15 protein-coding genes and 1 riboswitch are annotated in these 23476 nt (G+C 34.9%); of the genes, 2 read left to right on the forward strand and 13 right to left on the reverse strand.

Going from position 1 to position 23476, the window contains the following annotated elements; translation table 11 throughout:
- Position 1: 1 nt before the first annotated feature.
- The 3 genes from A9CBEGH2_RS06195 to A9CBEGH2_RS06205 form a co-directional block, all read right to left on the reverse strand.
- Positions 2-463 carry a (2Fe-2S)-binding protein gene (locus A9CBEGH2_RS06195; protein ID WP_115715368.1) on the reverse strand — a complete coding sequence of 154 codons (462 nt, stop codon included), beginning with the start codon at positions 461-463 and terminating at the stop codon, positions 2-4.
- Complete coding sequence (locus A9CBEGH2_RS06200; RefSeq protein ID WP_115715369.1) at positions 453-1232, reverse strand: FAD binding domain-containing protein; 780 nt, start codon at positions 1230-1232, stop codon at positions 453-455. Before A9CBEGH2_RS06200 ends, A9CBEGH2_RS06195 begins: the two co-directional genes overlap by 11 nt.
- A 122-nt stretch (positions 1233-1354) precedes the next feature.
- Positions 1355-2659 (reverse strand): uracil-xanthine permease family protein, encoded by a 1305-nt coding sequence (locus A9CBEGH2_RS06205; protein ID WP_115715370.1) that lies wholly within the window; start codon positions 2657-2659, stop codon positions 1355-1357.
- Between the two features lie 53 nt (positions 2660-2712).
- A riboswitch (purine riboswitch) is annotated at positions 2713-2812 on the reverse strand.
- 182 nt (positions 2813-2994) lie between these two features.
- On the opposite strand from A9CBEGH2_RS06205, the gene A9CBEGH2_RS06210 reads away from it, so the two are divergent.
- On the forward strand, positions 2995-3792 hold the full coding sequence (locus A9CBEGH2_RS06210; RefSeq protein ID WP_118361605.1) for a MerR family transcriptional regulator: 798 nt from the start codon (positions 2995-2997) through the stop codon (positions 3790-3792).
- 63 nt (positions 3793-3855) lie between these two features.
- Positions 3856-5187, forward strand: coding sequence for an MATE family efflux transporter (locus A9CBEGH2_RS06215; RefSeq protein WP_115715372.1), 1332 nt, complete (start codon positions 3856-3858; stop codon positions 5185-5187).
- A 238-nt stretch (positions 5188-5425) separates the two neighbouring features.
- Here the strand turns inward: A9CBEGH2_RS06215 and A9CBEGH2_RS06220 are convergent, their stop codons facing one another.
- The 10 genes from A9CBEGH2_RS06220 to A9CBEGH2_RS06265 form a co-directional block, all read right to left on the reverse strand.
- Positions 5426-6619, reverse strand: coding sequence for a substrate-binding domain-containing protein (locus tag A9CBEGH2_RS06220; RefSeq protein WP_115715373.1), 1194 nt, complete (start codon positions 6617-6619; stop codon positions 5426-5428).
- A 39-nt stretch (positions 6620-6658) separates the two neighbouring features.
- Complete coding sequence (locus A9CBEGH2_RS06225; RefSeq protein ID WP_115715374.1) at positions 6659-8845, reverse strand: penicillin-binding protein; 2187 nt, start codon at positions 8843-8845, stop codon at positions 6659-6661.
- Positions 8846-8858: 13 nt separating this feature from the next.
- Positions 8859-9179 (reverse strand): cell division protein FtsL, encoded by a 321-nt coding sequence (locus A9CBEGH2_RS06230; RefSeq protein WP_164503363.1) that lies wholly within the window; start codon positions 9177-9179, stop codon positions 8859-8861.
- The gene (gene rsmH / locus A9CBEGH2_RS06235) at positions 9179-10114 is read right to left on the reverse strand and encodes a 16S rRNA (cytosine(1402)-N(4))-methyltransferase RsmH (RefSeq protein ID WP_118277678.1); all 936 of its coding nucleotides are present in this window, start codon (positions 10112-10114) and stop codon (positions 9179-9181) included. Before rsmH ends, A9CBEGH2_RS06230 begins: the two co-directional genes overlap by 1 nt.
- Complete coding sequence (gene mraZ, locus A9CBEGH2_RS06240; RefSeq protein WP_115715376.1) at positions 10111-10542, reverse strand: division/cell wall cluster transcriptional repressor MraZ; 432 nt, start codon at positions 10540-10542, stop codon at positions 10111-10113. Before mraZ ends, rsmH begins: the two co-directional genes overlap by 4 nt.
- Positions 10543-10667: 125 nt before the next feature.
- Positions 10668-12239: a chloride channel protein gene (locus A9CBEGH2_RS06245; RefSeq protein ID WP_118277679.1), complete on the reverse strand. Its 1572-nt coding sequence runs from the start codon at positions 12237-12239 to the stop codon at positions 10668-10670.
- 103 nt (positions 12240-12342) lie between these two features.
- A complete protein-coding gene (locus tag A9CBEGH2_RS06250; RefSeq protein ID WP_157964951.1) occupies positions 12343-13380 on the reverse strand; it encodes an Rpn family recombination-promoting nuclease/putative transposase in 1038 nt (345 codons plus the stop codon).
- A gap of 272 nt (positions 13381-13652) precedes the next feature.
- Complete coding sequence (locus A9CBEGH2_RS06255; RefSeq protein ID WP_118277686.1) at positions 13653-17984, reverse strand: PolC-type DNA polymerase III; 4332 nt, start codon at positions 17982-17984, stop codon at positions 13653-13655.
- A 155-nt stretch (positions 17985-18139) separates the two neighbouring features.
- A complete protein-coding gene (locus A9CBEGH2_RS06260; protein ID WP_163104414.1) occupies positions 18140-22288 on the reverse strand; it encodes a SpaA isopeptide-forming pilin-related protein in 4149 nt (1382 codons plus the stop codon).
- A gap of 215 nt (positions 22289-22503) precedes the next feature.
- Complete coding sequence (locus A9CBEGH2_RS06265; RefSeq protein ID WP_163104416.1) at positions 22504-23442, reverse strand: flagellar biosynthesis protein FlgM; 939 nt, start codon at positions 23440-23442, stop codon at positions 22504-22506.
- Positions 23443-23476 lie beyond the last annotated feature (34 nt).

Below are 23476 nucleotides of genomic sequence, written 5' to 3' on the forward strand. Positions count from 1 at the left end.
CTTATTTTGCCTCCTTATCACGGTTCAAAAACCCTTTTAAGGCACGAAGCTGTCCCATATAACCTGTACAGCGGCAAAGATTTCCTGCTAGATAACGATTGATTTCTTCTTCACTTGGATTTGTTAATTCTTTATCCATTGCTAAAACATTCATGATAAACCCTGGGGAACAAAAACCACACTGTTCCGCTCCCTGATTTGCCATATAATCCGCAAAGATTTTTGCCTCTTCCTGTACACCTTCCAATGTTGTAATGCTATGTCCACTTGCTCTAGCTGCCAGCATACTGCAGGATAAGATAGGTTTTCCATCCATCCATACGGTACATAAACCACAATTGCTTGTTTCACATCCACGCTTTACACTGTAACATCCATGATTTCTTAAAAAATCAAGCAGCAGCAAATCTGCTTTAATTTCCTCTTTGACAAGTGTTCCATTTACCTTAATATTAACCAGCATATGAATCCTCCTCTATTGCAGCTAATGCCTTTAAAGCACAGGCATATACAAGTTCTTTACGATATTGTGCACTTCCTCTTATATTCGATGCACACTCTACTTTTTCTTTTAAAGAAGAAGCAATTTCCTCTTTTGACATATCCAGTGAATAACTGTAGCGTTTTGCACATTTTGGAGTAGCTCCAACAACCATGCGATATTCATTTTCTGTACGAGCAGCTGCTACATTTAATACAGATAAATCTGTAGCACTTCTTCTTACACAGCGAAAAGCTGCTTTTAATGCTTCTTTCTTAACAAATACATGTGTTACTATATCTCTTTCCCCATGCCCTTTTACAAAGTCTTCTATTTTAACTGCTCCTGCGTGATGAAAATATACGGTTGTATCCAATGCCAAAAATGCACATAAAACATCGGAGAAACCAAAACGTGAATACAAGCTTCCTCCTAGCGTTGCCATGTTTCTAAGCTGTACCCCCACAATATCTTTCACACTGTCACAAAGCATATTTTGACACCATGCATTTAGTGCAGGATGAGTTTCTAACGTTCTTAAGGATGTCATTGCCCCAATAAGAAATCCATCTTCCTGTTCAATGATTTCATCGCTTAAAAGATCGCTGCAATCAATTGCGACAGGAATATTTCGATTTTGCATCTTTAACCAAATCATACCACCCAGAATTTGATTGTTACGATTTTTTTGTAAAAGTTCATACGCTTCATCCAAAGAAGCACTTTTTATATATTGCTGAATCTGCAGCATAAAACCTCTCCTCTCCTTTTACAAGTATTCTCTATTTTCATTATACAATATCTCATGTGTTTCCACATAAAAAAATGAAATACGTACAAAAAGGAAGCGCATGAACACTCCCTTTCACTCACTTATTTTTCTTTGCTTTTTGGAAGAATTAAATTTAATACAGTCGCAATCACAAATGTCATAATGATTCCATTCTGTGCAAAGATATTTCCAACCCATGCTGGAAGCTGATCCAATACAGCAGGAACATTTCCAATTCCAACTCCTAAACCAATCGCCAAAGCAACAATTAGACCATTTCTTTCATCAAGAGCTTCTCTTGTTAAAGACTGAATACCACTTACTAAAATCATAGAGAACATAATAACTGCCGCTCCCCCTAAAACAGATTGTGGCATAACAGAGAAAATAGCACTCAATTTCGGACAGAATCCACAAAGCAGCAGGAAGATTGCCCCTGTCATAATCGTAAAGCGATTCACAACTTTTGTTACTGTAACAAGACCAACATTTTGAGAAAAAGAAGTATTTGGAAGAACACCGAAGAAAGCCGCAAAGATACTTCCAAGTCCATCTGCCATAACACCACCGCGAAGTTCATCTACAGTTGCTTCACGATTTAATCCACCATTGGTAATTCCACTAATATCACCTACAGTTTCAACCGTTGTAGCAATAAACATAATTCCCATCGCAATGATAACTTCCCAGTTAAATTCAAATGCTACCGGCATGAATTTTGGAAGAGCAAACCATGATGCATTAGAAACAGCACTGAAATCAACCATCCCAAGACAAATTGCCAAAATATAACCAGCAACGATTCCAATCAAAATAGAAGCATTGTTAATAAATCCTTTAAACTGTTTCGCAATCAAAATAACGATAATAACAAATGTACCAACTGTTAAATGCTGCCAGCTACCAAAATCCGCAGCACCACTTCCACCACCAAAATAATTAATTCCAACTGGAAGTAAGGATAATCCAATTGAAATGATGACTAAAGAAGTAACCACTGGAGGAAACAATTTTTTCAATGGTTTGATAAAATATCCAAGAACCATTTCAAAAATACCGCCGATAAAACAAGCACCCATCAATGCTCCATATCCATATAAAGCACCCATAGCTTTTGCTGTACCGATAAAACCTGAACTTGTTCCCATTACGATTGGTAATTTAGCACCAACCTTCCATACAGGATATAACTGTACAAGTGTAACTACAGCTGCAACAAACATCGCATTTTGAATTAGATTTGTTTTCAAGCCTGTTGCCATATCCAGCATACCGCAAATAATTAACAATGGGGAAATATTTCCCAAAAACATTGCTAGAATATGCTGAATTCCTAAAGGCAATGCCTTTTTTAGCTCCACTTTCCCATCAAGTTCATAAATAGAGCCAGTTTTCTTTTCTTCCATTCTTTTCTCCTCCAATAAAAAAATTCTCGTATTTCGCGAGAATCAACTATTGTATTACAAAAAGCTGATTCCGTAGTCTCGAAATAACGGTTCGAGCTAGAAACATCTGCACCATAACAGCAGAACTATACGAAACGTGATTCATTTTACCATAAATTTCACATAAATGTCACGTAATTTTTACATCTATTTTATTTCCTGCCTAATACATACTCAATAAGCTATAAAACAAATGATATTTAAAGAACATTTTTAGAGATACTAGTATTCCATACAAGCTGTTCTACCATTTTTACTCATGCTATACTATAAGCAGAAAATGGAGGAAAACACACATGGAAAAAATATATACAATCAGTGAGATAGGAAAACTTCTTGGATTAAGCAATGATGCCATTCGTTTTTATGAAAAGAAAGGACTGGTTCATCCAGATATCAATCCAGAAAACAAATATCGCATGTATACGATACAAAATGTACTGGAGCTACTGGATATTATTTATTACCGCCATCTTGATTTTTCTGTTTCTGATATTTGTGAACTTTCCAAATCCTTAGACCCTAAACGAGTATATACACTTGTTGAACAACAAAGAAAAAATGTAGAAAGAAGAATTCGCTATGAACAGCAGCTTTTAAAAAAAATCACATATATTCAATCTTTATTTGAAAACATTAAAACAAAAGAAGGCGTATGCAGTTTACAGGTTTTCCCTGCCTCCTTCATTCTTTTTGAAGATACAAACAAAAAACAGTTTTTTCATCACGAAATACAGCATATTTCTACTGATCAATTTGTCTTATGTTCGATATATCGACATTATCTTATGAACGATGATACCTTAAAGAAAATATATACATACGTAACTCTTGATGAAGCAATTATAAAAGAACTGGATATGCATATAGATAAAGCAGAAAATAAATTTCTCTTTGAAAGAAAAAGCATTCATATGAGCGTAAAAATGGAAAATGGGAATATCCAAAAGAAAGATATTGCCATCATGCAGGAATATGCCAGAAAGAAGCAGCTAGCTACAGAATCTTTCTTTTTTGCTCGTGAAATACCTTTAACGTTTTATCATGATACAAAAAACTATTATGCAGAAATTTATCTCCCTTTAAAAAAATAAAATTTTAGCTTGACCCTAGTCTTACTCCAACCTTTATACTGATAAGCATTGGAGGTTGACAGTATGCGAAAAGAAATAATGAAAAAACAGTTTTGGAAATATGTACTTCCTTCTATGTTTGCCATGTTATTGAGCGGTTTTTACTCCATCATTGATGGTTTATTTGTAGGAAATGCCGTTGGTAATACAGCACTTGCGGCAATTAATATTGCCTATCCAATACAAGTTGTATTGAACGCCACTGCTATTGGAATAGGAATCGGAGGAGCTGTTACGATGTCCTGGTTTCGTGGAAAAAATCAAGAAAAATACTGTGATCAAACCATTGGAACATCCTTTAGCTTATTAGTATCAGCAGGAATCCTTCTTCCTCTTGTCTTTTATATGATAACTCCCCAGCTTCTGCATTTGCTTGGGGCAAGTGGGGAAGTTTATATAGGAGCATACGAATATATTGCAGTCATTTTAATCGGTGGATTGCTGCCTGTTTTAGGAAATGGATTAAACCCATTATTAAGAAATCATGGAAAAACGATTCATGCCACACTTTGTATGAGCAGTGGTTTGATTACAAATATCGTTTTAGATTATGTTTTGGTATTTAAAATGCAAATGGGACTGCATGGAGCTGCGCTGGCCACAATTATTGCCCAAGGTGTCGTTGCATGTTCCACTTTGTCATTTTTATGGTATTCCAATATACGTCATTTACCAATCCGTTATTTTTTTCCTTCTAAAAAGCTCATATTACGAATCCTTCGTATTGGAATTTCTCCTTTTGGACAAACCCTTGTTCCTTGCATCGTTATCATTCTGACAAACTGGATGTGTTTAAAGTATGGCGGAAACGATGCCGTTACAGTTTTCTCCGTCGTATCCTATGTACTTGCCAGTGCACAGCTTCTTTTACAGGGGATTGGAGACGGTGTACAGCCTTTATTAAGTTTTTATCATGGGGCAAAGGAAGAACATATCATTCATGCTTTATATAAAAAATCTTTCTTCCTATCTATCGGTTGTGCCATTCTGCTTTCTTCAGGTGTATTCTTATTTGCTACACCACTAACTGCATTGTTTGGAGTAAGTACTTCTATTTATGAAGAATGCCGCATTGCCTTGCTAATCACTGCGCTTTCTTTCCCTTTTATCGGCATTACTCGTTTAACATCGGCTGTTTTTTATGCAACAGGAAAGTCAAAAAACTCCTCTTTACTGGTATACATAGAGCCATGCATTATTCTTCCTGCATGTCTTATTATCCTTTCTTCCACTTTTGCATTAACTGGCATCTGGGTTGCATATCCAGCAGCACAAATTATTTTAAGTTCTATTGCCTTGATTTTAAAAAGTCCCGCTTTAGTAGCACACCCTATTACACCCATTACTCAACTTTAATTTAATTGTTTTATCCACCTGCTTTATGGCAGGTGATTTTTATATTTCTTCTGTTATTAAAGATAAAAAAATGCCCATATATTTTATAAGAATTCAATGTGTATGAATTTTAATTTGATTATACTTCTTATGGTATTTCTATGACAAGCTTTTACGTATAACAGCTAAGATTTCTTGTATAAAAGACATTTTGTATAAGAAAAAGCCATGAAAACATTATTCATGACTCCTTCTAACATTATTCCTCTAATAAACTGGTATATCCTACCTCTTCTATCAAATGCTGTCCCTGTTCTGCTTTTATCCAATCCAAAAGAAGATCGATATTTGGATTTGTATGATTTTTCAAGGTAACTGCATAAAAATCATTTGTAATAGGATACGTTTTATTGATGATATTTTCTCTTGTTGGCTGTACTCCATTTATCGCAAGATGACGAATCTTTTTTTCTTTCACAAGCTCTGTGGAGTAGAAACGAAAGCTATATCCAATCGCATTTTTATAGTTTTTATAATTTGCAGTTTGATGAATGATACCTCCCATTCCTATGACAACATCTTCTTCCAGTGGCTTTATTAATGTATGACCTTTCATTAAACGAAGAAGTGCAGACTGAGAACCACTGCCTTCTGGTCTTTGGAATGCACGAATACGCTCATCATTTCCTCCAGCTTGTTTCCAGTTTGTTATTTCTCCACTATAAATCTGCTGTATTTGCTTTACAGTTAAATTATCCACTGGATTTTTCGTATTGACAAAAAACACAAAGGCTTCTTTGCCAATTGGAGTTAATTCCAATTCTACTCCTGCTTTTTTCGCATCTTCCAGCTGCTTATCACTTGGTGCTGCCACAAATATTATATCGGTTTCCTTATTTATTAAACGATCGTATGCATTTGGTGTCTTACTGCATACAACAAGGCTTTCCTCTTCTTTGGAATACTCTTCTCCATATTTCCATGGAAGATACTCTCTATTTGGATATACATTTTCTGCAATCGAAGCATAGACAGGATATAACGCTGTTGCCCCATCCAAACGAGGAAGATTTTCTTCTAATTTTAAATCTGAATTCATTTTTACTGTTTTATTTCCTTCTGTAAATGGCGTATAGTTCGTAAAAATCAATTCATCATCATCTACAACACGTGGTATGTTTTTATCATACAGGTACAACATTTGATAGGAAGCACCAAATATAATACAAACAAGACTACCGATAAAAGCAGTTAGCAAAATCTTTTTTCTAGATGATTTTGAAAGAAACATAGAAACCGCAATTTCAAACAATACGACACCAGCACTTACACTTCCATAAGCCAGCATAGGTACACCGCTCCATGAGCTATATAAAGAATATACTAATAATCCATATATCGTAGAAAAAACAACCAATATGCATAAAACGATTTTCCCTATTTTTTTCCACATTCTCCTATCCTCCTGTTTCTTTTTTACCTATTAGGTATATCATTTCATCGTTACCTTAATCTGTGTATCTTTGCTTATCGTTTTTCCTGCTTTTACATTTTGCTTCGTAACACTTCCATTCCCTTCCATTTCGATTGCTATCCCTGTTAAATTCCAAAAAGCAGTAATATCTTTTTTCGTCCACCCTTTCATATCCGGCATTGTTATCGTATTTCCATCCGTAAGAAGGAATACTTTTCCATTGCTGTTTATAGAAGTATTTTCTTCTGGAAACTGACGAAGTACACTTTTTCCATTACCGATTTTTACGATATTGACATCTATTTCCTTTAATTTTTTCTCTACATATTCTGTGCTATGATTTACCAAAGAAGGCATTTGATATTCTTCCCACTTATTTGAAGAAGAAGTATTTTGCTCATTGCTTTCACTTTCTGATTCTCCGCTAATATTGCTGGAAACAAGTGCTGCTTTCATTGTTTCTTTAAAAGGAGTTCCTGTATCATTAAATAAATAAGGACTCTCAAATATATAATAAACCATAACTTTTGGATCATCAGCTGGTGCTGCGGCCATAACAGACTGCGTATATGTATCTCCATACTGTCCTTTATCATTGGCAATCTGTCCTGTACCAGTTTTCGCAATAACTGATACACCATCCATTTTATAACGCTGCCCGCTTCCCTCTTTGTCCTCTACTACCATTTTCATTAATTTTCTCATATATTCACTGGTAGATTTTTTTATTGGATTTCCTACAACTTTTGTATCATATTCCTCTACAACTTTTCCAGTATTTGGATCTTCAATTCGCTCTACAACATAAGGACGAACCATTACACCATCATTTAAGATTGCTGTATAAGCTTGTGCCATCTGTAGAGAATTAACAGAAATCCCCTGTCCAAAACCAGTATTCAGTTTTTCTGAAGCATAGGTAAAATTCATATGCCCAGGTGTATTCTCTATAAAAGGAATATCTACTTTTTTTGTAAAATTAAATTTATTAACAACATAATCTTTAAAAATATTCGGATCTAAATATTTTGTCAACAATTCACAAATCCCAATATTGCTTGATACTGCAAATCCTTTATCAAAAGTAATTGTTCCATGATCTTTCTTTAAGGCATCATAAATAGGAGGTAAACCCGTCTTTGTTTCACTTCGTATAATTTTTCCATTATCATCTGTGTAATAATTAAATACACCACTTCTAAATGTTTTGTCATACGGATAATTCCCAGAATCAATCGCTGCAGCATACGTAATACCTTTCATTACAGAACCTGGTTCATATAAATACTCACTTGGTACGTTTAAATAATCTTTGATGTTTCGCTCATTTAAATCAAAGGAAGGCGTAGAAGCCCATCCTAAAATCTTTCCAGTTTCTACTTCCATAACAAGTCCCCAGGCTTTTTTTGCCTTGGTTTCTTTCATTGTTTTTTGAAGGCTGCTTTGTAGTGCTAATTGTACATTGCTGTCTAATGTCAAATATACATCATCTCCATTTAATGCATATTTTTCTGTATGCTTTGTACCTGCCAAAACATTTCCATTTACATCTTTCTGATAAACTTCAAGTCCATCTTCTCCACTTAGATAATCATTTAAGGTCTTTTCCAAGCCCATCTGTCCCTGAATCTCTTTACTTTCTTCATCATAACTTGCAAATCCTATTAAATGTGAAGCAAATGTTCCTTGTGGATAATTTCTTTTTACTGTTTTCGTAAAAGTAATTCCTGGAAGTTTCATGGCATCTATTTTTTCTTTTGTCTCTGCTGACAAATTTTTTCCACGCAATCCCAGCTCCGTTTGATAAAGTCCATCTTCTCTTGCATCTCTTAAGATCTTGCTAATCTCAGTTTCTTTCAAATCCAAAACTTTCGATAACTTATATGCTGTATCATCAATATCTTTTACATAAGCCGGTGTATTATTAATTCCTTTTCTATTTTCATCTAAAATAGCAACAAGTGTATATGTATCTTCATCTTTCGCAATAACTTCCCCATTACGATCATAAATCGTTCCTCTATTTGCTTTTAATACATTGCTGCTGTATGTATCTGGTTCCTTGTATTCTTTTACATCTACTCCACTTCGATAATGTTTATGTGTAACCATAGTAAAAAGGACATTCGAAATAATGAGTGCCCCTGTTATAATCATTACCAGCAGCAATACTGCCATTGTTTTATTACTGCGCTTTGGATTCATTCTGCATCACACCTTATTTATCTTCCAAATCCTCTCCCATAACAACAACCTGTTCCTGATTCGTTTTCAATCCTTTTTTTTCTGCCATCCCTACAACTCTATCTCTTCTTTGCAGATTAATAACTTCATCTTCTAATTTTCCAACTTCATTTTTAAGATCTGTTACTTTCTCTTCTGCCTGTGTCGCAACTTTCTGCAGACCTTGATTATATGCCTTTAATCCACATTTTGCCCCTAAATAAACAACAGCAGCAAGTACAAACAATAAACCTGCGATTCCTTCCAATCTAATTCTTCTTTTTCTTTTTACAATTTTTGCTTTCGCCACTGTCATCACCTAATCCTTTCAATTATTCTAAGCTTTGCAGAATGAGAACGATTATTTTCACTTAATTCTTCTTCATTTGCTAATATTGGTTTTCGATTAATCAATCGATAAGAAACTTCTTCCATGTCTTGAGGCAAGATAGGAATTCGTTTGTCAATTTGTTTTGGCTTACTATAAGATGCAAAAGTTTCTTTCACAATACGATCTTCTAATGACTGAAAGGAAATAACACATAACCTTCCACCAACATGTAATAAATCCAATGCATCTTTTAATACCGTTTCCAACTCGCCCAATTCATCATTAACCGCAATACGTATTGCCTGAAATACTTTTTTTGCTGGATGTCCTTTTTTATTTAACACTTTCATAGGAAGTGCACTTTTAATAATTTCAACAAGTTCCCCTGTTGTTTCTATTCTTTTTTTCTCTCTTGCCTGTTCGATTTTTCTAGCAATCTGTTTCGAAAAATTTTCTTCTCCATAGCGATAAAAAATAGATACCAGTTCTTCATAGCTCCATGTATTTACAATCGTATAAGCACTTAATTCCTGACTTTGATCCATTCGCATATCAAGAGGGGCATCAAAACGATAGCTAAATCCTCGATCAGCTTCATCAAATTGAGGAGAACTGACCCCCAGATCAAGAAGCATACCATCCATACCATCAACACCAAGTTTATGTAACTCTTCTTTTAGGTTGGAAAAAGCACTATGGATACATGTAAAATTATTTCCGATTTCCTGCAAGCGAGGAGTAGATTCTTCAATAGCGCTAATATCTCTGTCAAAGGCATACAGATGTCCCTTAGGAATTCTTTTTAAAATTTCACTGCTATGTCCTCCTCTCCCCAAAGTGCCATCTACATAGATGCCATCTTCTTGAATTGAAAGACCTTCAATACACTCATTTAACAATACACTATAATGTTTCATCATAATAAAAACTCCGTTAAATTTTCCGCAATATCTTCAAATACTTCTTCGCCATCTTCATCAAATTGTTCCCAGCGCTCTTTTGACCAGATTTCCACATGATTTCCAGCACCAATAACCATGCATTCTTTTACCAGATCTGCCAATTTAATCAAGGAAGATGGAAGCAATACTCTTCCCTGCCCGTCAATCTCACATTCTGCAGCCTTACTCGTCATTTTACGAACATATAAACGAACATCTTTTTTTGTAGCAGGCAGTTTTAACAGCTGTTCATATATGATTTCCCATTGCTGCTGGGTGTATACATTTAAACACCCATCCAACCCTCTGGTAATAATCACTTTTTCACCAAGTTCATCGCGAAACTTTGCAGGGATAATCATACGCCCTTTTTTATCTATATTGTGTGCGTATTCTCCCATGAACATACCATTACCTCCACTATCAACCACTTTCTGCTACTTTATACCACCATTATAGACCATTTACTTTTAATTTGGTAGTAAAAATTTGTTTTTTTGACTAGAAAAAAAAGGATATCTTATCACAGATATCACTTTTCATTGCTGCATATTTTTTTAAACTGATGTCGTATGTAGGGGGTATCCTCATCATCCATCAATACAACAAGAATATCCCCTGTATATAAATTTGTATCTCCTCGAGGAATCAATTCCTTTTCTTTTCGGCAAATACTTACCAAAAGACAATGCTTTGGCCATGAAATTTCAGATACTTTTTTCTCACAGGCAAAGCTATTTAATTCAATTGCAAATTCTTCTAAATGTTTTTCTCCATGAAAACTATCCAAATTTACACCATTTTTTATTAAAAGCCGTTCTAACAAGCTTTCATATATCGGTTTGCTGCGACAGGCATCTGCTACTATATAAGAAACAAAGGAAACAGCAACCAGTGGAAGCAATTGCTGCAGTGTCCCTGACATTTCCGCAATCAGAATAATACCTGTAATTGGTGCTCTGACAATTGCCGCAAAAAAGCCAGCCATACCCAGTATAATAAAATTAGATAAAAACGTCGAATCCATACCTGCATATTGAATAAAGAAAGTAGCAAAGATTGCTCCCGCATAACTACCAAGAACTAGCAAAGGAAAGAAAATTCCTCCTGGCGCTCCGCTTCCAAAGCAACAAAGCGAAAATATAAACTTAATCATCAAAAGCCCAAACAAAATCGATAAAGAAAGTGTTCTTTCACTTAACAATTCTATCATGAAATGTCCACCACCAAGAACAACAGGTACAAAATATAACAAAATTCCTGACAATAAGAATGGAAACAGAATACGATAACATGGTTTAACAAAAGAGAATTTCTCATATATATCCTGTACTTTTAAAGTTGCTGCATTATATACAACACCTAAAATTCCCATTAAAATACCAAGAATAAGAATCCATCCATACATATGCAAAGGCAAGGTCTTTTCTATTGCAAAATGAAAAACAGGTCCAAGCCCAAATACATTTCTAGATAAGAAATCACCGGTAATAGAGGAACACATAACACAAATTAATACAGAAGGACTAAAATTTCTATGTATTTCTTCCAATGCAAACATCACTCCTGCCAAAGGAGCATTAAAAGCAGCTGATAATCCCGCCGCCGCACCACATGTGAGAAGCAGTTTCTCTTCCATACGTATTCGATGAAAAATGCGAGATATCCCTTTTCCAGCCATAGCACCCAGCTGTATACTAGGTCCTTCTCTTCCCAGTGATAGTCCTGCAAACGCACTTGCACACCCGCCAATAATTTTATACAAAAGAATTGTATACCACTTCTGATCAAGAAAAGAAAGCATTTCTCCTTCCACCTGCGGTATTCCACTTCCTCCAATCAACGGTTCTTTTTTTAATAACCACGAAACTAAAAGTCCTAACAAAATAAGTACCACAAACCATTGTATAAAAGCAAAAACATGTTCCTTTATATAAATAGACAAGAAACTTAAAAACTGTTCACAACTACTTAAAAGTATGCGATACACAATCGCAATCATCCCTGCAAAAGCACCGCATAAAATACCTTCCACTACTAATTTATACTTGAAATGGTATCTAGTATGCAAGACATGCGAAACACTTCCCTTTTTATTATCCATGCAATCCCCTCATTTCTGTTCGATTATATCACTTTACCTTTCTTCTTACAAATAAAAAAGCCTCTTCGTATAAAAGCATACAAAGAGGTTTTCGTATGTAATTCTAATGTAGAAGGATTCCTGTTAGTTTTTCAATCAAAGCATTGTCAAATCCTTCTGCCTTCATTTTCTCTGCAATTTCTATTGATTTATTGTGTTCTCCTTTTACCTTACCCTCAAGAATACCTTCAGCCTTTCCTTTTGCTTCTCCTTCTGTTTTTAATCTTTCAATTGCTTCTTCTGGTGCAAGATTTTCTTCTCCTTCTTTTCTTACTCCCATCATGTTGATGATATTGTTTGTGTTTCTTCTTCCAATTTCCTCTTCCCACTGTTTCGTTGCTTCACACATATTAAGTACCTCCTCTTCTTTGTGTTCTTCCGCATACTTTATGATTTCTTCATTTTCTGTTATAACTCCTGCCAGCTTTATGACATCTTTTTTTACATACACATCTGCACATTCTTTTTTCATCTCTTCTATCTGTTTTCTGTAGATGTGCTGGATCATATAAACAAGCCTGCTTACATCCTCGTTTCGAAATGCATGTTCACTTGACCGTATTTCCAGCAGGTTCATTGAATAGTCGCTGAAGCTTTTCTCCATCCAGTTTGGCATATCCACCATCATATCCTTCAGTCTTCTTGGTCCATCCCATGGCTTTTCCCCATAATATACTACCAAGGTAAATACAGGATGGATTCTTTCTTCTTTTCGCATTCCTGACAGGAATTCATCCCTGTTTGCATAAACTGCATTCTTTTTGTTTTCTCTTTTCTTCTTTGCACATTCTTCACGATACCCTAGGGCATCATACAACATTACCCGCAAAGGCATCCCATAATGGATGTGGCTTTGGTTTTCCAGCAGGAAGATGGCATATTCACTGTCCCCTGCAAACTTTCTAATTAGATCTGCCCTTCTTTCGATAAAGACATCTTCCTTCTTTTTTGTCTGAATGCTTCCTGACAGATTGCTGTCTGCCTCCATCAGTTTTTCAGGAAGAATGACCTGTTTTCCATCGTATAAGACAGTGTTGAATAAATCCGCAAAACGCCTGTTGTCCTTCCAGAAATCCCTGGATAAAATATCCAGATTTGACATACGCATCACCTATTTCCTTTCTTTTTTACGATATCGGAAGATGATACATATTCATCTTCATTATAAAAATATGAATATTGTTTGTCTATACCGATATCGTGATATACAGGGCATACATTACCCTGTTCACTAACTTATACGAAACAAATAGGTAAAAATACAAAAAAAATAGAAAAATAATTTTATTTATACGCTTATACTTCTAAAAAAGCATTTTATATTAAACAAAAAATCCTTCCAATATAAAAAAAGGCATTGTCTACTGACAACACCTAAAATAAACTCATTTGATTTTCTTCCTGGAGACCTTCTAAAACTCCCATAGATTCCAGTTTTTTTACTAAGGTACCACTTAATGAAGTTCGTCTTTGCAAATCTTCTTTTGATAAGAAAGCTCCATTTTTTCTAGCTTCTACAACGGTATCCGCAACACTTTCTCCCAAACCATCAATACTAGTAAACGGAGGAATCAAACGTTTCGTATTTGTAGGATCTACAATAAATTCTTTTGAAGTAGAGCGCATTAAATCAATATTTGTAAAAGAGTAGCCTCGAAGTACCATTTCAAGCGCAAGTTCCAAAGTAGAATAAATATCTTTATCTTTCTTTGTTACATCTTTCTTTAAATTATTGTCTCGCAGTTTCATATCAATTTCCTGCATTTTTTTACGTATAGACTGTTCTCCCTTGATCATCGTTTCTATATCGTAGGCATCACAACGAATAGAAAAGAACATACAATAATAATATTGCGGCTTATGCACTTTAAACCATGCAATTCTTATAGCCATCATAACGTAGGCAACCGCATGGGCCTTAGGGAACATGTATTTAATCTTCTTACAAGACTCAATATACCAGTCCTCTACTCCATTTTCCTTCATTTCTACAATCCATTCATCTTTTAATCCCTTTCCTTTACGCACACTTTCCATAATCGTAAAGGCAGATTTTGGTTTTAATCCTTTATACAGCAAATATACCATGATGTCATCACGACAACCGATAACGCTTTTTAATGTACAAATCCCTTCATCAATCAAATCTTTCGCATTTCCAAGCCATACATCCGTACCATGTGACAGTCCAGATATTTTCAAAAGCTCATCAAAGGTTGTAGGACGTGTCAGCTCTAGAATTCCACGTACAAATGGTGTCCCATATTCTGGAAGTCCGGCTGCTCCTGTTTCCTCTGTATTTTTTGAAGTATCAATACACAAAGCATCAACACCGGAAAAAATACTCATTGTTTCTGGATCGTTCATAGGAATCGTTCGAACATCAATCCCACTCATTCTTTCCAGCATTTTCATCGCTGTTGGGTCAACATGTCCTAAAATATCAAATTTTAAGATATTGTCATGAATCTGATGGAAATCAAAATGTGTAGTTTTCCATTCTGCATATGGATCATTGGCAGGATATTGTACCGGTGTAAAATCATGAACATCCATATCCAATGGCACAACGACAATTCCCCCAGGATGCTGTCCCGTTGTTCGTTTGACCCCTTCACAGCCTTTCGCAAGTCGAAGAATCTGTGCATTTCGCATACTACCCTCAATACCCATTTCCTCTTCATATCCTTTTACATATCCAAAAGCTGTTTTTTCAGCCACCGTACCAATCGTTCCAGCACGATACACATGGTCTTCTCCGAATACTTCTTTTGTATATGCATGTGCATTTGGCTGATATTCTCCTGAGAAGTTCAAGTCGATATCTGGCACCTTATCCCCTTCAAATCCCAAAAAGGTTTCAAATGGAATATCATGTCCATCTCCACGAATAATTTCTCCACAATGCGGACATTCAATATCTGGTAAGTCATACCCATTCAATACACTTCCATCTGTAAAGAATTTTACATAATGACATTTTGGACAAACATAATGCGGTGCTAATGGGTTTACTTCCGTAATTTCCGACATGGTCGCAACAAAACTAGAACCTACAGATCCTCGAGAACCAACCAGATATCCATCATCCAAACTTTTCTTTACTAATAGATGGGAAATATAATAAACAACATAGTAACCTGCCCCAATGATGGCATCCAGTTCTCTGTTTAGTCGATCTTCTACAATTTTGGGAAGCTGCGGTCCATACTTTTTATGTGCATTCTCAAAACAAATTTCTCTCAGTTTTTGATCAGATCCTTCAATATCTGGTGGATATAAAGCATCTTTCACAGGACGGATAATTTCAACTTCATCTGCAATTTTCCTTGTATTTGTCACGACAAACTCATAAGCACGTTTTTCCCCAAGCCACGCAAATTCTTTCAACATTTCCTGTGTTGTACGCATATGCTGCATTGGACTTTGAAAACGACGACGTTTTTCCTGATTATAAATATACAGAGGATGACGCATACCCCCAATTGCCTGTGAATTGATATAAATATCGCGAATTAGTTTTTGATTTGGATGTACATAATGAGCATCACTGCTTGCGACAATTGGCTTATGCAAAGCATCTGCTTTTTCTATGATTCCTGTAAGAATTTCTTTTAAGCGATTTTCATCACTTATGGAATTTCGATCAATTAAAAACTGATAGTTTCCTAAAGGCTGCAGTTCAATATAGTCATAAAAACGCATAACTTCTTCAAGTTCTTTTTCGCTTCGTGTCTGCGCAATATCAAAGACTTCCCCATTAACACAGGAAGAACCAATCAATAAGTTTCCATTCATTCTTCTTTTTTCTATCTCAGAACGAATGATACGTGGTTCAGCTACAACATTTGTTGTACTTTTCGAATTATAACTTAGATATTTTGTATGCGATAAAGTAATTAATTCAAAAAGTTCTTTTAAACCAGCCATATTTTTTGCCAATATCGTCACATGTTTATCCCTTACTTTATTTAAACAAGTTTCATCCTGCATTGCCTGTAAATCTCTTAAGGTCGGTATATGCTTTAACTCGTTTAACATATGCATGAATACCTGTGCCAGCACTTCTGCATCATAATCCGCACGATGGGCAACATCTTCATCATAGCGAATTCCATATTGACGTGCCAATTGTCCCAAACGATATCCTTTGCGATCTACCATGCTTCTAGCCAAATCCAAGGTATCAATTACAGGATTCATCAATGGTTTTCTTCCAATTCTTTCAAGTTCAGCATTTAAAAACCCATAGTCAAAGCTGGCATTATGTGCTACCAGAATACTATCCCCAATAAATTCTAAGATTTCGTCCACACATTCTACAAAAGGTTTCGCATTTCTTACATGTTCTTCGCTGATATTTGTTAACTCAGTTGTAAATGCGCTCAATTCTACAGGTGGTTTTATAAACATCTGTAAACTTTTGATACATGTACGATCCTTAACGATTTGTCCACCAAATTCTATGATATGGTCATAACGAGAAGATAACCCCGTTGTTTCAAGGTCAAACACACAATACGTTCCCTCTTCCAGTTTTGTATCATCTGCATTACGCACAATTTGTAATACAGGGTCTACCATATTCATTTCCACACCATATAAAATTTTCATTGGTTTTTCTCGTTTTTTATTTATACCATCCACAACCGATTGTGCAGTAGGAAAAGCCTGCACTACACGATGATCCGTTAACGCAATGGCATCCATACCCCATTCATCTGCTGTTTTGATAAACTCCGCTATATCACAAACACCATCCATCTCAGACAACTTGGTATGTACATGCAGTTCTACACGTTTTTCTTCTGCTTCATCAACACGTTTAACTTCTGCCACTTTCTGCAATACATCCGGCATAAATACAAGTTCTCTGGAATAAGAATCGAATTCCACTTTTCCATCCGCAACAACACAATCCCCTTTGGAAATTTCGTTTAACACTTCTTTTGTTACTGCTCCACGTTCAAAACGTTTCATGATGATAGCGTCATCATCATCCGCAATCCATAAAGTCTGAATATCTTTTCCTGTACGAAGTGTACGATTTTCAATTTCAAAGATTTTCCCATGAATTCGAATATCATGACATTCTTCTTTAATATCACAAATAGAAAAAGGAACATAGTTTTCCAATCCTTTTTTCCCTTTTGGTTTAAAGTTATATGCTTTCTTTTCCTCATATACCTTAACTGGTTTTGGCTCTTCTTTTTTCATTTTTACTTCTAACACTTTTTGAGAAACTTTCATTTCTTCTATATCAATTTTTAACTCAAATCCACAGGAATCCAAAAACTCTTTTAATAAATGTTTATTTTGAATAGCTACATCCCTTTCATCTTCCTGTGCAATATGATAAATCAAATGCTGATTTTCTAATGATGGCAAAGAATCTTGAAAAATACGTAAAGCTGGATGAAAACTAACAAAATGCGATATATAGTCGCTTAACTCTAAAATCGATGTCTGAGCGTTTTCTGTTTGTATCTTTAATGCAACCTGGCATTGTGTAATTTTCTTTAATCTCACACAGAAAACATCCCATACCTTATAAGGCAAAGGTTTGGGCAAAGATATTTCCATATGAAGAACATGAGAATTTTTCTTATACACTGGTTTCATAAGAAAAGAACCCTTTTCAAAATACGCAGTATCTGGGTTATCTTTCTCCATCCTCTTCACAAGATCAACTAATTTTAGCTCCATCCAATCCCTCATTTCTACTTCGACTATTTTACCATAAAACCGATATACAAAAAAGAACCTTGCCAATTTTTCCATGCAATATTTTTATACAGCATACGCCAATAAAAAAAGAGAGTTGACAATCCATCAACCCTCTCTTTAGTTTCTTTTAGATACTATCTTTTAAGCTTTTCTTTTTTTCTAAGAACTAAAAATGCTATTAGCCCAGATGCAATCGCAAGAATAATAAGTCCACCTGTATGTTCTTCAACTCCTGTTTTTACTTTTACAGGTATTTTTTGATTCCTGTATGTTACATGAAGAATATTTCCAATACCTTTTGCTTTTTCATCAAGCACAACCTTTTTAACTTCTTTTGACAATTGATAGCCTTTTGGTGCCTGTATTTCTTTTAGATAATAAACACCAAATGGAAGGTTTTCAAAACAAATCGTACCATCTTCTTTGTTGGCATTTTTAATAGAAATTAAATCTGTACAACCTTCATCCTTGTAAATCGCAAATATAAAATCACTTCCTGTAATCGGCTTACCTGTTGTAGAATCTACTTTATGTACTACAATATCCGTTAACAACAATTCATCTTTCATTTGTACTTTTTGTATTTCTCCAGTATCTTTTACTTCAAACACTATCTCCTCAGCAAGTGCATAACCTTTTGGAGCAAGTGTTTCTACTAGTTTATACTTGCCAACAGGAAGTGCCTTAAATACGGTTGGCTTTTCTTTTGATATAAATTCTTCTACCACTTCATCACTTTCTAAATCCACGATTTGCAAATGTGCACCGGCAAGTTCTTTTTCTCCTGTTATATCTGTTTTCGAGATTTCTACTTTTGTGGCTTCATTTCCAATATCGAAGCTAAATGACAGTACATCTTCTTTTTGATTTGTATACTTCGTATCAAACAAATAACGTGTTGTTACACCACTAGTATATCCTGCAGGAGCTTTTGTTTCCTGAACATAAAACAAAGCATTCAAATCTCCTTCATAACGAATATCTTCATCCTTTGAGGCATTTTCTTCTTTCAATGGATCCATCGCATATTCAGGTGTCAGATCATTTGGCAAATCAAGAGTAAAAACTGCCTTTCCTGTTTCATCACTCTCTACTGTTTCCAATTTTGTATTTGGATCTGCAATCACCTCTCCATCATAATTGTACAGTTTTCTGTTCGTATAAAGACTTATTTGTGCACCTAGTAACCCTTCTTTTGTTTCAGAATCCAGTTTATTTACACAAACTTCTATTTTTTGTCGTTCATTATCAAAATCCTGCAGCTCACTAAATACAACTTCTGTTTCCTGATTCTGATATTTGAGTTCTACTTCTTTTTTTTCTGTAGATTGTACATAGCCATCAGGAGCTTTCTTTTCTACGATGTAGTATTTTCCTAGAGGAAGTAAAGATGTAGTTATAACTCCCTGTTTTCCTGTTACTAACGTTTCAATAAGTTCATCTTTTCGATATAAGATATCTCCATGGTTATCTGGTGATAAAATATCTTCTGCAGCATAAATTTCAAATTCGGCATCTGCGAGTTTCCTTTTTTCATATACAAATTTTGCAGTTCCCTTTTCATCAAAGTAAAGATCTTTAAGAACTTCTCCTTCTTTACTAACTTCAATTCTTCCTTTTACCGATTGATCTGACATTTTTACCGTTATAAGCGGTGTTGTTCCATCTGGAAGAGTTTCATGTGCTTCCTCTTTCGAAATTTTAAATTTCACTGGTTCTGTATTGATAACATACCCATTTGGAGCTTTGATTTCTTCTAACCGATATTCTCCCGGATGAAGCACATCCCCAGTCATTACGGTTCCATCCTCCGCAGTTTCCCATGTATCTACATAATGAGGAAATGGGTTCCATTCCCAATAACCTACATATTTGTTTGTTTTTAAGTCTTTAATTTTAAAAGTTGCACCTGGAATAGCCACTGTATTTCCTGTTTCTATATCAAGTTTTACAATCTTCAATACAGCTTTAAATTTTTCGTCATTGAACACTCGCCAAACCTGCGGCTCTCTGCTATCTTCTGTAATCGTTACGGTAAAATCAGGAACGCTGTAGTGATCAGATGGTGTTTTTGTCTCTCTTATAACATATGTTCCAAATGACAATTCATCAGAAAGTGCATATCCTTTCTTATCTGTGACCATGACTGCTGCATCTTTACCAAATGCATTTTTCGCAACTGGTGCTTTTTCCCAGCTTCCATATTTATCAATCTCTTTCTGTGCTTTGATAGTAAATTCTGCACCCTCTAACAAGTCTGCCTCTCCAGATCCATTATCAGAAATTTTAATTATTTCAAACGGCTGAGAGATAACTTTTTCTGATGAAGTAACAGATTTTATAATCAATGCCACTTCCTGCCCCTCATAGCTAATATCAATCATATAAGTTTTTGGATCCAATGTATAACCATTACTTGGCTTTACTTCCTTTACATTGTATTTTCCTAAATACAACTGATCATTTGTAGAAGCATTTCCTTCGCTGTCTGTTGTAAGTGTTGTGATCAAAGTGTCTTTTTCATGAAGAACACTTCCATCTGCTGGATCAACAATATTTTCCGCTGCTCTTACTTCATAAACTGCACCTTCCAGTGTTGCTTCTCCCTGTGGGTTTTTTCCAATTACACTATCTTCTTTAGAAAGCTTAATTTGTCCTTTTACTCTGGTATTTGATAAAACTGCTTCATATTTTTTTCCATCTTCTGTAATGTTATAGACTAGTTTTTCATCAGAATGCGTATAGCCATCTGGTGCAGTTTTTTCTACTAAGTAGTAGCTTCCATAACGAAGAAGATTGCTTTTCGCAATACCATTATTGTTGGTTGTAATATCTGTTACATAAGTATTATCAGACTTATATACAGAGAATGTCGTATTAGCCTTTACTACAGTTTTTCCAGTTTCTTTATCACGTTTTAATACCTGAATATACCCTTCAATTGGTTTATCACTTCCACTAACTTCAATTCTCTGTTCATTTTCTGACACAGTTACGCTATACTCCTGTGGATTTAAAACATATCCTTCAGGCGCAATAATCTCTTTTACTCTATATTCTCCAAATCTTAAATATCCGGATTCCACATAGCCAGTTGCCGTTGTGACCAGTCGTTCTAATTCCTGTCCTTGTTGATTATAAATAGCATAAGTTGCACCACCTACCTGCTCATTGGTTTTGCTGTCAACTTTTCTTAGTTTGATCTTACCTTTTACCCAATTGTTTTTTGCAGTATAAGTAGCTGTTTCATTCGGATTGATGGTTACAGTTCGAATAGTAGTATCAAGTACTAAATGACTAGGTACAGAAGTTTCCTGTATATACCAAGTACCCTGTTCTAAATCATTGACAGTTACCGTACCATCACTTCCAGTCGTATAGGTTCCAATTGGAGAGGACATATCCGCATTTTTAGACAGCTTGAATGATGTATTAGAAACATAATTTCCATCTTCATCCTGTTTCGTAATTTTTAAAGACCCTGTTCGATTTACTTTAATTCTAACAATTGAACCATAGGGATCTTTTCCAGTCAAATAAGAAACAGCCTGATTTTGTCCTTGACGAACGACAATTGTATCTTTCGTTTGTTCAGTAGACATACCTCTATCAAAAGTAATCGTCATTGTATCCAATGTACCATCAGGAGTGACTTTTAAAGTGTTTCCACTGATACTTGCTTTTCCACCTGTCACACTCTTGATTCGCAAACCACTTAAAACTTTATTCGTATCATTGATACTGGCAGTTTCCCCCATATCAATTGTAATTTCCTTATTATAAAAACTAGGTTTATCATAGAAATGATTTACTTTATTCATGACATTGTTGAACCAGGATTGCATAGAGGATTCATTTGGATACGTGGAATTTCCCATTCTCTGTCCACTTCCTAAATATTTCCACACTAGATTCTGTGTCATCATATAGTCAACTTTTGTTGGTTTTGATTTACTTCTGTATCCATACCATGTAATAAGTGCCATTTCATTCATCTGTTTATCTGTCAAGCCAATATCACTAGGTTTTATAGGTTCATTTGGACCTATTGCGGATACTTTATCCGGCTCTATACAGAAGGCCTGTTTTCCATTCAAATAAAGAATAGATCCATCCCCATATTTATCTGAACCAAAGAAATACCAATCTGACTGATACTCTTCTGTTAAATTATAAGTAGCAGCTTTGACAATCGGAATTCCATTTGTAAAGACTGTTGTCAGTGCCATAAAACCTGCTAGTACAAGTTTTGGAATTTTATTTAAAGTCTTTTTAAACTTCATACATTTTTCCTCCTTCTTCTATTGTGTAAAAATTATTATTTTTTATCTATACACATACTATGAAGTTTCTCATCTTCAACTTTTCCATTAAAAACGCACGATTTCTAACCAAATTATGGCGGTATAATTTTAAAGTAACACATTGTTTATCTTCCTTTCTATGTAAAGAAAAAAACTTGTACGCTACAAGTTCTTTTCTGGTTCCATGCATATATTTAATTCCAATAGTCTATGTGAAAAAAATAAGGGCTCCACATTCCACATGAACATTGTTTTGATGAATATCCTCTTGCCGACCACTCTCCATTAGGTCCCCAATAATTACTTGCCCAGGTATCACATTCATACTCATTCTCAAAAAACACTCCACTATATACAACATCTGAATATCCCGTTACTGTAATTGAATGCTGGTGTGGATTTGAATCTAATCGCGTTTCTTCTCCACCACTAGATGATTCGCTATTTCCTAAGTAAGGCGATTCTTCTGAAGTACCGCTATCCAATTTTTCATTATTTGAAAAATTATTCTCAGAATTTATAGAATCATTATTTGTATAAAAATTTCCAGTCTTGTTTGGATTATTTAGCGATTTCTTTTTTGTCTCTTTTTTCTTTACGATTACGTTAAATACTTTTTCTGACTTATTTCCATTTACATCAACAGCAATTACTTTCACATCATATGTTCCAGTTTTCTTTGTATCCATTTTGCCTTTTTCAATATAGTATCCATCTTTCTCTATAACTTTGTCACTATATTGCAAGACTCCATCTACAGGATCTTCTACAAGTTTGATGTTATCTTTTAACACTAAATTATCTCCTAAAGTAACAGTAATTGAATCTTTTTTTAATTCAATTACCGGTTTTTTTGTATCTTCAACGATTACCTCTATATCTTTTTGTACTTTTCTTGATCCATCTGTAAATGTAACAGCTAATTTCTGCTTACCAATTTTTTTCTCATCAAAACCATCTACCCTGCTTACTTTAACATTCTCATCAGAATCTTTTGTATAGAAAAGCTTTGTCTTATCCAATTTCTCTCCATACTCTATTTTCAGATTTTCTACAGGTAATATCATTAACTCTTTATCACACCCTGCAAGCAAAAATACAATACTTAACCTCCACCATAAGTTACCTTTCATATTCACAATGCTCCTTATTCTCATCTATGTTAAA

The organism is Amedibacterium intestinale (genome assembly GCF_010537335.1).
Classification (GTDB): Bacteria; Bacillota_I; Bacilli_A; order Erysipelotrichales; family Erysipelotrichaceae; genus Amedibacterium; species Amedibacterium intestinale.

Coding starts and splice junctions, on each gene's coding strand:
- A9CBEGH2_RS06195 (WP_115715368.1), bottom strand. CDS start 463: ATGCTGGTTAATATTAAGGTAAATGGAACACTTGTCAAAGAGGAAATT.
- A9CBEGH2_RS06200 (WP_115715369.1), bottom strand. CDS start 1,232: ATGCTGCAGATTCAGCAATATATAAAAAGTGCTTCTTTGGATGAAGCG.
- A9CBEGH2_RS06205 (WP_115715370.1), bottom strand. CDS start 2,659: ATGGAAGAAAAGAAAACTGGCTCTATTTATGAACTTGATGGGAAAGTG.
- A9CBEGH2_RS06210 (WP_118361605.1), top strand. CDS start 2,995: ATGGAAAAAATATATACAATCAGTGAGATAGGAAAACTTCTTGGATTA.
- A9CBEGH2_RS06215 (WP_115715372.1), top strand. CDS start 3,856: ATGCGAAAAGAAATAATGAAAAAACAGTTTTGGAAATATGTACTTCCT.
- A9CBEGH2_RS06220 (WP_115715373.1), bottom strand. CDS start 6,619: ATGTGGAAAAAAATAGGGAAAATCGTTTTATGCATATTGGTTGTTTTT.
- A9CBEGH2_RS06225 (WP_115715374.1), bottom strand. CDS start 8,845: ATGAATCCAAAGCGCAGTAATAAAACAATGGCAGTATTGCTGCTGGTA.
- A9CBEGH2_RS06230 (WP_164503363.1), bottom strand. CDS start 9,179: ATGACAGTGGCGAAAGCAAAAATTGTAAAAAGAAAAAGAAGAATTAGA.
- rsmH (WP_118277678.1), bottom strand. CDS start 10,114: ATGATGAAACATTATAGTGTATTGTTAAATGAGTGTATTGAAGGTCTT.
- mraZ (WP_115715376.1), bottom strand. CDS start 10,542: ATGTTCATGGGAGAATACGCACACAATATAGATAAAAAAGGGCGTATG.
- A9CBEGH2_RS06245 (WP_118277679.1), bottom strand. CDS start 12,239: ATGGATAATAAAAAGGGAAGTGTTTCGCATGTCTTGCATACTAGATAC.
- A9CBEGH2_RS06250 (WP_157964951.1), bottom strand. CDS start 13,380: ATGTCAAATCTGGATATTTTATCCAGGGATTTCTGGAAGGACAACAGG.
- A9CBEGH2_RS06255 (WP_118277686.1), bottom strand. CDS start 17,984: ATGGAGCTAAAATTAGTTGATCTTGTGAAGAGGATGGAGAAAGATAAC.
- A9CBEGH2_RS06260 (WP_163104414.1), bottom strand. CDS start 22,288: ATGAAGTTTAAAAAGACTTTAAATAAAATTCCAAAACTTGTACTAGCA.
- A9CBEGH2_RS06265 (WP_163104416.1), bottom strand. CDS start 23,442: ATGAAAGGTAACTTATGGTGGAGGTTAAGTATTGTATTTTTGCTTGCA.